The sequence below is a fragment of the Lujinxingia vulgaris genome (genome assembly GCF_007997015.1).
Lineage (GTDB): Bacteria > Myxococcota_A > Bradymonadia > Bradymonadales > Bradymonadaceae > Lujinxingia > Lujinxingia vulgaris.
In genome coordinates, this window is record NZ_VOSM01000002.1 from 254,567 (window position 1) to 267,256 (window position 12,690).

Annotated in this window: 8 protein-coding genes; 6 read left to right on the top strand and 2 right to left on the bottom strand. The window is 63.5% G+C overall.

Translation table 11 applies throughout. The annotated features are described in order from the left end of the window. Nucleotides 1–97: 97 nt before the first annotated feature. Complete coding sequence (locus tag FRC98_RS04715; RefSeq protein WP_146980147.1) at nt 98–1,675, bottom strand: serine/threonine-protein kinase; 1,578 nt, start codon at nt 1,673–1,675, stop codon at nt 98–100. A gap of 113 nt (nt 1,676–1,788) precedes the next feature. Continuing rightward, nucleotides 1,789–3,411: an adenylate/guanylate cyclase domain-containing protein gene (locus FRC98_RS04720; protein WP_146980148.1), complete on the bottom strand. Its 1,623-nt coding sequence runs from the start codon at nt 3,409–3,411 to the stop codon at nt 1,789–1,791. A gap of 204 nt (nt 3,412–3,615) precedes the next feature. On the opposite strand from FRC98_RS04720, the gene FRC98_RS04725 reads away from it, so the two are divergent. The 6 genes from FRC98_RS04725 (at nt 3,616) to FRC98_RS04750 (ending at nt 12,639) form a co-directional block, all read left to right on the top strand. Then, on the top strand, nt 3,616–4,956 hold the full coding sequence (locus tag FRC98_RS04725) for a sigma-54-dependent transcriptional regulator (RefSeq protein ID WP_146980149.1): 1,341 nt from the start codon (nt 3,616–3,618) through the stop codon (nt 4,954–4,956). 302 nt (nt 4,957–5,258) lie between these two features. After that, the gene (gene gspC / locus FRC98_RS04730) at nt 5,259–6,293 is read left to right on the top strand and encodes a type II secretion system protein GspC (protein WP_146980150.1); all 1,035 of its coding nucleotides are present in this window, start codon (nt 5,259–5,261) and stop codon (nt 6,291–6,293) included. 128 nt (nt 6,294–6,421) lie between these two features. Beyond that, a complete protein-coding gene (gene gspD / locus FRC98_RS04735; protein WP_230467271.1) occupies nt 6,422–9,055 on the top strand; it encodes a type II secretion system secretin GspD in 2,634 nt (877 codons plus the stop codon). A gap of 3 nt (nt 9,056–9,058) precedes the next feature. Beyond that, entirely contained in the window at nt 9,059–10,795 is a 1,737-nt protein-coding gene (gene gspE / locus FRC98_RS04740) for a type II secretion system ATPase GspE (RefSeq protein WP_146980151.1), read from the top strand. 86 nt (nt 10,796–10,881) lie between these two features. Continuing rightward, a complete protein-coding gene (gspF, locus tag FRC98_RS04745) occupies nt 10,882–12,108 on the top strand; it encodes a type II secretion system inner membrane protein GspF (protein WP_146980152.1) in 1,227 nt (408 codons plus the stop codon). Between the two features lie 108 nt (nt 12,109–12,216). Then, nucleotides 12,217–12,639, top strand: a complete 423-nt coding sequence (locus FRC98_RS04750; RefSeq protein ID WP_146980153.1) for a type II secretion system protein GspG — start codon at nt 12,217–12,219, stop codon at nt 12,637–12,639. Nucleotides 12,640–12,690: the final 51 nt, after the last annotated feature.

The following is a 12,690-nucleotide window of genomic DNA, read 5'->3' on the forward strand; positions in this document are numbered from 1 at the left end:
GGTCCACCGGGTCAGAAGAGAGACGAGTGGAGCGGTACGGCGGCTCCGCGAATAGTACTTGGGTCAGGGGTACGGCGCGGGACTGCGAATTGTAGGGCTAGCCGGGAGGAATCAAGCCTAAAAAGTACGCGGCGCCTGCACCGAGCACCACGACGATGAGCGCGACGAGGATCGCGGTCTTTCCCACACCGCCGGCTTCGGCCGGCGGGGCGGCCTGATGAGGCGCGGCCTGGTTGGCCATGGGCGCCGGCGGGGCGGGCTGCGATTGAGCTACCGGCCCGGGCTGTCCGGGCTGAGCCACGGCATCCGAAGGCGCGGCGGCGGGGGTGGCCGCCGGCGCTCCGCCTGCCACCGGGCTGCGGGCCGCACCGGGGATGGTCGGTGGACCTCCGCGGGGGGCCTTTTCCTGTCGGGAGTTCCCCGGCCCTTTAATGGCCTGCATCGCCGAGGTGGAGCGGCCCAGGTCGGCAAGCCCCGCCTCCTGCCAGGAGTCCGGCTGGCCGGGGGTCTGCCCGGTGGGCGGCGCGGCCACTTCGCCGACGCTCGTGTCGGTACCAAAGCCGAGATCGGCCCACATGCGCGGATCTTCAAAGTCGCCCGCGGCCCCCGGCTGCGAGGCCTCACCCTGGTCGGGGAGCGCGTCGTAATGCTGGGTGAGGTAGAGGTCGAGATCCTGAATCTGCTCCAGGCTCTTGAGCTGGTTGAGCTGCTGCTGGATGGCCATATCCACGGCCATATCCTGCACGGTGCGCGCGCGTTTGGGACGTTTCTCGATGACCGCGCCCACAAGGTCGGCCAGATCGTAGCTCGTGACCACCTCGCCATAGGCGAAAAGAAATTCGGCCAGCTGGTAGGCGAGCTCCTCGGCGGTCTGAATGCGCTTTTGAGGATCGCGGGCCAGGGCGCGTCCCAGCACGATCTCAAGCTCGCGGGGCACGTCCGGGCGGATCTCGCGGATCGAGGGGATTTTGGCCTTTCGCACCAGCTGCAGCGTGCCGTAATCGGACTCGCCAAGGAAGAGTCGGCGTCCGGCGAGCATCTCCCACAGGAGGATGCCCAGGGCAAAGATGTCGGTGCGGGCGTCAACTTCCTCACCGTGGGCGGCCTCTGGCGAGAGGTAGCCGAACTTGCCTTTGACCACGCCCGGGTCGGTGATCTCGGCCTGGCTCTTGGCTTTGGCCAGGCCGAAGTCGGTGATCTTGACCTCACCGGCGCGCGAGATCAGCACGTTGGGCGGGCTGATGTCGCGGTGCACGATGCCCAGGGGGCGGCCCTGCTGGTCGACCTTTTCGTGGGCGTGAGTGAGACCTTTACAGATCTCGATGGCCATAAAGACGGCCTGCGCCACGCTGATGCCCTGGCCCTGGCGGGCCAGAACCTCAATGAGCTTCTTGAGGTTGGTGCCGTCGACGAACTCCATGACGATGAAGTAGGTGCCGTCGGCGATCCCCAGGTCGAAGACCTGCACACAGTTGGTGTGGTTAAGGTGCAGGCTGACCTTGGCCTCATCGAGGAACATGCGCACGAAGCGCTCGTTCTGGGTGAGGTTGGGCAGGATGCGCTTGATGGCGACGAGCTTCTCAAAGCCCTGCAGGCTGGTGGAGTTGGCCTTGAAGACCTCGGCCATACCGCCGGCGTCGATGCGCTCGATGACTTGATATCTGGGTTGCGCCATGAAGGGGGCCACGCGTCGCGCTGAAGGTTATCTGGAGGAAAGACAGCCGGAGTATAGCCCAGGGCATCGCGCGGGCCAACCGCCCAGATGGGCCCCCGCGCTGAGCCTGTGGGTCAGGTCATATTTCGCAACGTCGGGTGGATCGGGCGGTTGCGCAGACCGCGCAGCCGGTAGAGGTCGACGTGTTCGCTTTTGCCTTTGAGGCGCGTCGGCGGGAGTTTCTCGCTGACCACCATCGGGGCCACATCCCCAAAGGTCAGCGGTCCGACCACAACTTCGCCGGGGCCGGCCGAGGAGCAGATGCGGCTGGCGGTGTTCACCACATCGCCCATCACCGTGTAGTCCATGCTCTTGGTCGAGCCCATATACCCGGCGACAACCTCACCGGTGTTGAGCCCGATGCCGATGGAGAGGGTGTTGCCGTCGCCCTCCTGGCGGCGCGCGTTGAAGCTCTGCAGCGCCTGCTGCATCTCGAGTGCGCAGCGCACGGCGCGCTCGGTGTCGTCGGGATGCGAGATGGGCGCGCCCCAGACCGCCATGATCTCGTCGCCGATGAACTTATCGAGGGTGCCCTCGTATTTGAAGATCACGTCGACCATCAGCTCAAAATACTCGTTGAGCAGCTCGACGACGTGCTGCGGATCGTGGCGCTCGCTGTACGCGGTGAAGTTACGGATGTCGGCGAACATCACCGTGGCGCGGCGCAACTCGCCGCCTTTTTTCAACTCCAGCCGCCCGCTGACGACCTCCTCGACGAGCTGGGGGGAGAGCAGGCGGTGGAGCTTTTCGCGGGCGACGATCTCGCTCTCCATCTGCTTGATCAGGCGGTGGTGCTCGATGAGCACGGCGGCCTGGCGGGCAAAACCACTTAAGATCTCCAGATCTTTTTCGGTGAACGCGCCGCTGGCCACCTTGGAGTCGAGGTGGATGACCCCCAGGATGCGATCTTCGAGAAGCAGCGGCACGCTCATTGTGGAGCGGATGTTGCCCAGGATGATGGAGTGGGAGCCGGAGAAGCGGCTGTCCATCATGGCATCGGAGGAGAGCACGGCCTGCTTCTCTTCGATGACCTCGTTGAGGATGGTGCGAGAGATGCGCACATCGCCCACGTTGACGTCTTCGTTGCGTCCGCGCACGACCATGGGCACCAGGCGGTCTGTGCCTTCCAGGCGCAAAAGGATCACGCCGTGGTCTGCCGGGAAGATCTCAAAGGCCTTCTCCAGGATCTTCTCAAGCAGGATGTCCAGGTCGGTCTCCACGCCGATGGACTGACCCAGCTCGTGGGCGATGCGCAGCTTTTCGTAGTCCTGGCGAAGCGCTTTGGGATCGGAGATCTGAGTCTCGGGCAAAAAATTCGCCCGGGTGTCCTGCGCGATGCGGTTGCGGACGTGGCTCTCCAGGTCATCGCTGTGGATGGTGACCTTGTTGCGGGAGCGATGATCGGTGGGATCTTCGTGGAAGATAATATCGGTGGCGCCCACGCTGATCGTGTCGTTGTGGTTGAGCAGCTGCGGCGCCTCTAAGAGCTGGCCGTTGAGGTAGGTGCCATTGCGGCTGCCGCCATCGCGCACCACGAAGTGGCCCTCGATATTGCGCTCAATGATCGCGTGCTCTTTGGAGACCACCCGGTCCAGGATCTGGATGTCCTGCTCGGGGTGGCGACCAATTCGCGTGATGTTGTGGAGGACCAGCGTGCGTTGAATGCCACGCGTGTCGCGATAGAGGACCTTCGCCATAACCGAGCCTGGTGAGAGATGACGCGCAGGATTTTCTATCGAAGTTTGCCTTCCCTTTCAACGCGCGTTCACGTTAGAAGGCGCCGCTTTGACCTCGGAATTGTGGCGGCCCTCACGTGGGGGCGGCGGGAATGGAGCAAGGTCGGCTGTCGGTTGAGTGCGCGCGAGCCGCCCCACCCCCCAAGAGATGCCTGCGGAGAGAAGATGGACGCACATCAAGCGCGCCTTTTGCTGGTCGACGATGAGGTCGCCCACCTCAAGACCCTGGAGCGCCTCTTCTTAAAGGAGGGCTACCAGGTGGCCACAGCCACCGGGGGGCAGGAGGCGCTGGATCTGTTGCGTGAGCAGCGCTTTGAGCTGGTGCTCACCGACTTGATGATGCCGGACATCGATGGGATGGATCTGCTCAAGCTGGTGCAGGCGTTGCAGCCCCAGGCCGAGGTGATCTTGATGACGGCTTTTGGCACGGTGGAGCGTGCGGTGCAGGGCATGAAGGAGGGGGCCTATGATTTTGTGCCCAAGCCGATCAAGCGCGCCACGATTCTAAAAGCGGTGCGCCAGGCCCTGGAGCGCCAGGCGCTGGTCGAGGAGAACCGCGAGCTCAAGGCGCGCCTGGCCGATCTGGAAGAAGAGCGCAGCGTGGTGGGGCAGGCCGCGTTGATGCGCGAGGCCGTCGATCGGGTGCGCCAGGTCGCGCCCAGCGACGCCACGGTGCTGATCACCGGCGAGAGCGGCACGGGCAAAGAACTTTTCGCGCGCATGATCGGGAGGTTGAGCCAGCGCGCCGACAAGCCCTTTGTGGCCATCAACTGCGCGGCGCTGCCGGAGTCGATCCTGGAGAGCGAGCTCTTCGGCTATGAGAAAGGGGCCTTTACCGGCGCCACCCAGCGTAAGATCGGGCGTTTTGAGGCCGCCGATGGCGGCACGCTCTTTCTCGATGAGATCGGCGAGTTGTCGCCGCAGGTGCAGGTCAAACTTTTGAGGGTGCTGCAGGAGGGGACGTTTGAGCGCCTGGGCTCCAACACGCCCACCCGGGTGGATGTGCGCGTGGTGGCCGCGACGCATAAAGATCTGGAGGCGGAGCTGCGGGAGGGGACCTTTCGCGAAGATCTTTACTACCGACTTAATGTCATCGACATCAAGATCCCGCCGCTTCGCCATCGCATTGAGGATGTGCCCCTGCTCAGCGAGCATTTTTTAAGGCGCTACAACGAGAAGAACCGCCGCCAGATCGCCGGGTTCACCGCCGAGGCGCTGCAGGCGATGGAGGCCTACCACTGGCCGGGCAACGTGCGGGAGCTTGAGAACGTGGTGGAGCGCGCCGTGGTGCTCGATCGCGACGAGCGAATCGATGTGGACGATCTGCCCGCGCAGCTTGTGGAGCGTCCGGCGGAGTCGCGCCATATCACCATTCCGCTGGGGACCTCGCTCGAAGAGATCGAAAAACGGGTGCTCCACGAAACGCTCAAGATGACTCAGGGCGACAAAAAACTCGCCGCCAAACTTCTGGGCATCGCCACGCGGACGATTTATCGCAAACTCTGAGGGGAAATGAGGCTGGATTGACAAAATGTCAGCGTGCCGGCGGAGATCTCGAAGCGATTGACAAAATGTCAATTCTTGCGCCTAAACGGGGGCTCGGGCGGCGTCGGTTGAGAAAATTTTTTGGGACCAGGACGTTTAAAAAGATCGCATAAATCAAGGGTGAGTCGGTGTTGAGGGGTTTGCGTGCTGCGAACGCACCCGAGGTTTGGCGTGTTTTTTGCAAATTCCCCGGTTGGCGCCTTTGCACCGATGTCTGAAGGCGCGTTGAAGCTGCGCGCACCTGCCGCGATGAGACGAGAGCTATGGAAGCGTTTTTTCGAAAATATCAGAGCGCCATCAACCTGGGGTTGCTCGGGATGGGGGCGCTGTTGTCGGCGTTGATGGTCAATGGTTTTGTGGCCAGTCAGCTGGCGCCCTTTACGGTGCCGGAGGCGCCGAATTATGAGGCGATGCGCCAGCAGAGTGAGCGCCAGAGTCGCCAGCCCGATCGGGGGCAGAGCTGGAAGGTGGATATCACCGAGCGTTGCCTTTTTGGCTGCCCGGAAGTCGTCGACCCGAACGTGTGTCCGGACGGGTGCGCGGAGGGCGAGGTCTGTGAGGCGGGGCAGTGTGTGCCGGCTCCCGAGGGTGGCGCGGTCGGCGACGATGTGCCGGTGGCCAGCGACCTGAACATGACGCTGAGCGGGGTGATGGTTGCCAGCAACCCGCGCTGGTCGATGGCGCTGATCAAAGACAACGGGCAGAACAAGACGATGATGGTGGGCGTAGGTGATCTGATCGCCGAGGGCGCTGAGGTTGTGGAGATCCGCCGCGATCGCGTCTTTGTGGAGCGCAACGGCCAGCTGGAGTTCGTGCGTATGGAGGGGGCGACCACGGGCGATCCTTCGGCGAGCACGCCGCGCTCTTCGGCGGGCGCCTCGCGCACCCCGACCGCCCAGCGCAGCCCCACCGTCGGGCAAGACGCGGCGGTTAAGGGCGAGCCGACCAACGCGGCCAGCGGCGTGGAGCGCCAGGGGCCCAACTCCTTTAAGGTCGACCGCTCGATGGTGGAGCGTCAGCTCTCCGACCCGGCCGCGCTCACCCGACAGGCGCGCGTGATGCCCAATTATCGCGATGGTGAGCCCAGCGGGCTGCGTATGGTGGGGGTGACCCCGAGCAGCTTCTACTCGCAGATGGGTATCCGCAGCGGCGACATCATCCAGTCGGTTAACGGCACCCCGATCACCAATCAGCGCCAGGCGTTGGAGCTGCTCGAGAAGCTGCGCAGCGAGAACAACGTGGTCATTGAGGTCGAGCGGCGCGGGCGTACTGAGAAGATGGAGTACACGATTGAATAGCGGGCGTGCGGTGATGGATGCGGCCCCTCAAGCATAGAACCCAACGCTCGAAGCGCCCCAGGGCGCGCGGGGCGAATGAGACCAAAATGCGATTGAACTTTTTGAACCTCCACAAGCAAGAGATGACCGTGAACCAGGCAGTAAACGAGAGCAGGAGCGTCGTACGACGCGGCGCGATGGTTGGGGCGATCGTGGGAGCGCTGGTGCTGGCGGCCGCGCCGCAGGCCTTCGCCCAGGGGGCGGCCAGCTCCGATGAGCCGGCGGTGCTTGAGCGCAACTCCCGTGGGGAGTCCGGCCAGGTGCGCCCGGCCCAGGGCCAGCAGGATCAGGCCCAGGGGCAGCGTCAGGAGCAGAGCTGGCAGGAGCAGTTCAACCTGCCGCCGAACTTCGACCCGGGCTTTCGGGCGCGCCGCACTCCGGCGAACACGCGGGTGACGATCGACTTTCGTCAGTCCAGCCTGGAAGACGTGGTCAAGTTCTTCTCGGGGGCGATGAACATCAACTTCATCATCGCCGACAGTCTGCAGGCCAATAAAACCATTACGATCATGGCGCCCGAGGAGATCACGCTGGCCGAGGGCTACCGCGCGTTTCTGGCGGCGCTGAGCATGAACGGTCTGACGGTGGTGCCGATGGGCAACTTCCTGAAGATCGTGGAGAGCGGGGCGGCAATCTCCGAGCCCCAGCGTGCCTATGAGGGGGGCGACGTCATCCCTAATGAAGCGCGCATGGTCACCGCGATCGTGCCGGTGGAGCGGGCCGAGGTCGGTGAGATTCAGGAGGTGATCACCAACTTCCTCTCCTCGAGCGCGACGGTGGTGCCTTATGGCTCGAGCCTGATCATCACCGAGAACGCCTCGAACCTGCGCCGGATTCAGTCGCTGGTAGAGCGCCTCGACCAGGGCGAGGGCGCCTCAAATCTCTATGTGTACCGGGTGCTGCACGCCGATGCGACGGAGGTCTCCGAGCGGCTCAAAGAGATCTTCGACAGCGGAGACGGCGGCGGAGCCAGTGCCCAACCCCAGACCGCTGCCCAGCGTCGGGCCGCCGCGCGCGCTCGCCGCGCCGCGGCCAACCAGAACACCGAAGAGGCCGCGGCATCCGAAGGTGGTACGCTGGATGTGCAGATCACCGAGATCATCGCCGATGAGCGCACCAACCAGCTGATCATCGTCTCCAACGAGCGCTCCTTTCAGCGCATCAGCGAGATGATCGAGATCCTGGATGTGCCCACCGCCGTGGGTGGTCAGGTGCACGTGAAGTTTTTGGAGTACGCCAGCGCCGAAGAGCTCTCGCAGACCCTGAGCCAGCTGGCCAGTGGCGTGCAGTCGCAGCAGAACCAGCGGGGCGGCCAGAATCAACGGGGGGCCGCTGACGCTGCTACCGTCGGTTCGATGTTGCAGGGCGAGGTTCAAATCACGGCCTACCAGCCGACCAACGCGCTGGTGGTGGTGGCCTCGCCGCGCGACTACGTGGCGCTGGAGCGGGTGATCGACCAGCTCGATGCGCCGCGCCGCCAGGTCTACGTGGAGGCGGTGATCATGGAGATCGGCGTCGACCTCGACCGTCAGCTTGAGGTGGGTTTGACCAGCGGGGTTACCCGGGATCTGGACTTCTTGATCCCTGATGATGCGCTCGCGTCGGGGGCCATTGAGAGCACGCAGGGCTTCGGGCTGGGGCAGAGCAACTTTGGCGGTCTGGGTGGATTGACGGAGGGCGGGCCCGGCGCAAGTCTGGGGCTTCTGGGACCCTTTTTAACCGTGCCGGGGACCTCGATTTCTCTGCCTGCCTTCGCGCTGCTGATGCAGGCGAGTCAGACGGATAACTCGATCAACGTGCTGTCGACGCCCTCGATTCTGACGATGGATAACGAAGAGGCCGAGATCGAAGTGGGTGACCGCATTCCGATTCCGCGCGGGCTGGGGTCCGGTGGCGGTCTGGGAAGTTTGCTGGGGCTGGGCGGTGCTGCCACCGGAGCGACGAACAACGTCAACAGCGCGCTGGGAGGACTCGGCGGGCTGCTCGGCGGCGGATTGCTCGGCGGAGGGCTGCTGAACCAGTTCGACTACGAAGATATCGGGATCATGCTGCGCATCGTGCCGCAGATCAATGAGAGCGACTACGTGCGCCTTGAGGTCAACCAGGAGGTCAGCGACTTAAAAGGCGCCGGCGGTCTGTCGGACGGGGCGCCTCCGACGCGGACACTTCGCAACATCAGCACCACGGTGCTGGTGCGCGACCAGTCGACGATCGTTATCGGCGGGCTGATGCGGGACATCGAGAACGAGACGATCAACAAGGTCCCCTTCCTCGGGGACATCCCGGTGGTGGGTCTGCTCTTCCGCAACACCAGCACGAGAACGACCAAGCAGAACCTCATCCTGATGCTCACGCCCTACATCATCGAGGGTGAGGAAGACATGCAGAAGATCTACGAGCGCAAGATGGAGGAGCGCCGTGAGCTGATGCGTCTCTTTGCCAACCGCGACATGGAGTACATGGCGACGGTGAACTTCCAGAAGAAGAGCGGTCTGATTGAGCGGATGCGTCAGCGTCTGGACAACGCGGTCTCCGAAGAAGAGGCCCGCCAGCAGGTGCTTGAGCAGTTCAACGATGAGGGGCCACGCTTCCGCATCCTGGGCGGCTCTGAAGCCGAGAGCGCTGCGCCCGTCGAAGGCAGTGAGGCGCCGGCCGAGGGTGGTCAGGCGCCGGCCGAGGGCGGTGAGACCCCTGCCGCTGAGCAGCCCGCGGGCGAGGAGTAAGGCATGTATAACCGTCAGCCACTGGGTGAGATCTTGATGCAGTTGGGCAAGCTGGAGCCCGCCGGGCTGCAGCGCGGCCTGAAGATGCAGGCCGAGAAGGGCGGTCGCATTGGCGAGGTGCTGCGCGAGCTGGAGCTCGTCAGCGATGAGGATGTGGCCATGGCGCTCTCGCGCCAGCTTGACTACCCCTTTGAGCCCAAGATCGAAGCCGACGCCATCGACCTGATGCTGCTGGAGCGATTGCAGCTGGGGTGGGCGCGCGACCACGGGGTTTTGCCCTTTGATGTGCGCCGCGGGCATGTGCTGGTGGCCACCGATGATCCCCTGGCGGTGGAGGTGCTCGACGAGGTGCGCTTCCTGACCGGGATGGAGGCGCTGCCGGTGGTGGTGCCCACCGGGGCGTTGCAGGAGGCCATCAACAAGGCGTTCGACCGCAAAAGCCGCCAGCTTGGCGCAGGTCTCGATGAGCTCGATGAGGCGGAGAACCCGCACGCCGAAGAGGCCAGCCTGGACATCAACGACCTGCTCGACGCGGGTGATGATGATGAGGCGCCGGTCATTCGTTTTGTGAACAGCCTCTTTGTGCAGTCGGTGCGTGAGCGCGCCAGCGATATTCATATTGAGGCCGGCGATAAAGAGATCACGGTGCGTTTTCGCATCGACGGGGTGCTCAAAGAGGTGGCCAGCCCGCCCAAGCGTTTTCACTCCTCGATCATCACGCGCATCAAGATCATGGCCGGGCTGAACATCGCCGAGAAACGCCTTCCGCAGGATGGTCGTATCCGCATCAAGATGGCCGGCAAGGACATCGATATTCGTGTGGCGACGGCGCCGGCGGTGCACGGGGAGCGCATCACGATGCGTCTTCTCGATAAGTCGGCGGTGCTCTTGAACCTGCGCGACATCGGCATGGCCGAGGATCATCTTCGCGACATGATGCGGCTGATCTTTCGGCCCCACGGCATCATCCTGGTCACCGGCCCGACCGGTAGCGGTAAGACGACGACGCTCTACAGCGCGCTCAGCGAGATCAACAGCCCGGATAAGAACATCCTGACGATTGAAGACCCGGTCGAGTACCAGCTCGAGGGGATCAGTCAGATGCAGGTCAACCCGAAGATTCAGCTGACCTTTGCGGCCGGGTTACGCAGCTACCTTCGCCACGATCCGGACGTGATCATGGTCGGTGAGATCCGTGACGTGGAGACGGCGGAAATGGCCATTCAGGCGTCTTTGACCGGTCACCTCGTCTTCTCGACCCTGCACACCAACGACGCGGCCGGTGCGTTTACGCGTCTGACCGACATGGGCGTGGAGCCCTTCCTGGTGAGCTCGACGGTGATTTGCTCGCTGGCGCAGCGCCTTGTGCGCCGGCTCTGCGGGGAGTGCAAGGTGGCCTACCAGCCCACCGCCGAGGAGCTCGCCGAGGTGGGGCTGACGCCGGCAGTGGTGGCCGAGCGCACCGGTGGGCATCTCTTTAAGCCGGGCGAAGACAGCGAGTGTCCCAACTGCCTGGGGCTTGGCTACAAGGGGCGAATGGGCATCTACGAGATCATGCGTGTGGAAGATGAGGTGCGCCGGCTTGTGATGAACCGGGCGGACGCCGGGACGATCAAGAAGGAGGCGGGGCGTCAGGGCATGCGCAGTCTGCGCGATGACGGCGCGCTGAAGATTCTGGCGGGAAGCACCACCATCGAAGAGGTGATGCGCGTGACCCAGGAAGACTTTGTGGAGGCGTAAGGGCGTCTTCGGGCGCGGCCGCCAGAACGCCGGCGGCAGGGCGCAAATCGATGGCGCAACGACACGGACTCTAAGGGCAATCAGGTATGCCGGTTTACGAATACAAAGGGCTGAATAAGGCCGGGAAGACGGTCAAGGGGATTCTCGACGCCGAGAGCCAGAACGCGCTTCGCCAGGCGTTGGTGGCGCGCGGGATCTTTGTGACCGAGGTCTTCGAGGGCAAAGGCTCCAGGTCGGCCGGCGGCAGCGGCGATGTGGACTTTCGCAAGATGCTCGAGCGGGTCACGCTCAGCGACATCGCCGTGCTCACCCGTCAGATGGCCACCCTGATTCGCGCGGGCATTCCGCTGGTGGAGGCGCTCAACGCGCTGACCGACCAGGCCGAGAAGGATGAGCTCAAGCGCACGCTCAGCGATGTGCGCCGCAAGGTCAATGAGGGCTCCAGCCTGGCCAACGCGCTGAGCGACCACCCCAAACACTTCAGCAACCTCTATATCAACATGGTTAAGGCCGGGGAGAGCTCGGGTAACCTGGATATGGTGCTCAGCCGCCTGACGGACTTCCTCGATGCGCAGATCGAGCTTCGGGGCAAGGTCATCGGCGCGATGATCTACCCGGTGTTGATGATGGTGGTGGGCATCGTGGTGCTGGGGCTGATCTTTACCTTTGTGATCCCCAAGGTCACCGCGATCTTTGAGGATCAGGGCGCGGCGCTGCCCTGGATCACTTCGGTGCTCATCGGGATCAGCAATATCCTGAGCGGGTACTGGTTTGTGGTCTTTCCGCTTTTGATCGGCCTTGTGGTGGGCTTTGTGCAGTGGAAGCGCACCGAGAAGGGCACCCGTCAGTGGGACCGCTTTATTTTGAAGACGCCCGTGGTCGGGCCGCTGGTGCGCATGATCGCCATCTCGCGCTTTGCCAGCACGCTGGCCACGCTGCTGGCCAGCGGCGTGCCCCTTTTGACGGCGATGGACATCGTCAAAAACATCCTGGGGAACACGCGCCTGGTCGAGGTGATTGAAGATGCGCGGGTGAACATCCGAGAGGGTGAGAGCATCGCGCAGCCGCTGAAGCGCTCCGGGGAGTTTCCGCCGCTGGTCACGCACATGATCGCGGTGGGTGAGGCCTCCGGGCAGCTCGAAGAGATGCTGGAGAATGTGGCGATCAGCTACACCCAGCAGACCGACATCCGCATTCAGGCGATGACCAAGATTCTGGAGCCGATCATGATCGTGGGGCTGGGTGTGGCGGTGGCGGTGATCGTGTTTGCGGTGATGATGCCGATTCTCAAGCTCAATCAGACGGTGATGTGAAGGAGGCCGGGCATCTGCCCGGTCACAACAAGATCAAGAAAGGCAACGAAGTTGCATAACCCGCGCGTCGCATCGAGGGCGCGCTTTAACAGCACGAGGAGCACGACGATGAAGATGAAGACGATGAAGCGACGCGAAGAGATGGTTCGGGCGGCGGCCAGCATCAAGTCGGCCCGCGGGATGACGCTGGTGGAGATCATGATCGTGATCACGATCATGGCCTCGATCATGGGCGTGGTCGGTGTGTTTGTGTTCGGCGCGATTGACCGCGCCAACGAGCGCACCGCGTCCATCGAGATTCAGCAGCTCAACCAGCTGGTCAACTCCTTCTACCTGACGACCACGCCGAACCGGCTCCCCAACGAGCTCGAAGAGATGACCCAGGGCGCCGCACCCCTGACCAAAGACATCCCCACCGATCCCTGGGGCAATGACTACATCTACGTGAAGAGCGGCAACCGTGACTTTGAGATCTTCAGCGTGGGGCCTGACGGCAGCGAAGGCACCGAAGATGACGTGCGCGCGGAGTAAGTTTTGAGGTCGCTCGCCACGTAGGTTTCACGCATCAGGTCACCGCAGGGA

Coding starts and splice junctions, on each gene's coding strand:
- FRC98_RS04720 (WP_146980148.1), bottom strand. CDS start 3,411: ATGGCGAAGGTCCTCTATCGCGACACGCGTGGCATTCAACGCACGCTG.
- gspF (WP_146980152.1), top strand. CDS start 10,882: ATGCCGGTTTACGAATACAAAGGGCTGAATAAGGCCGGGAAGACGGTC.
- FRC98_RS04750 (WP_146980153.1), top strand. CDS start 12,217: ATGAAGATGAAGACGATGAAGCGACGCGAAGAGATGGTTCGGGCGGCG.
- FRC98_RS04715 (WP_146980147.1), bottom strand. CDS start 1,675: ATGGCGCAACCCAGATATCAAGTCATCGAGCGCATCGACGCCGGCGGT.
- gspC (WP_146980150.1), top strand. CDS start 5,259: ATGGAAGCGTTTTTTCGAAAATATCAGAGCGCCATCAACCTGGGGTTG.
- FRC98_RS04725 (WP_146980149.1), top strand. CDS start 3,616: ATGGACGCACATCAAGCGCGCCTTTTGCTGGTCGACGATGAGGTCGCC.
- gspE (WP_146980151.1), top strand. CDS start 9,059: ATGTATAACCGTCAGCCACTGGGTGAGATCTTGATGCAGTTGGGCAAG.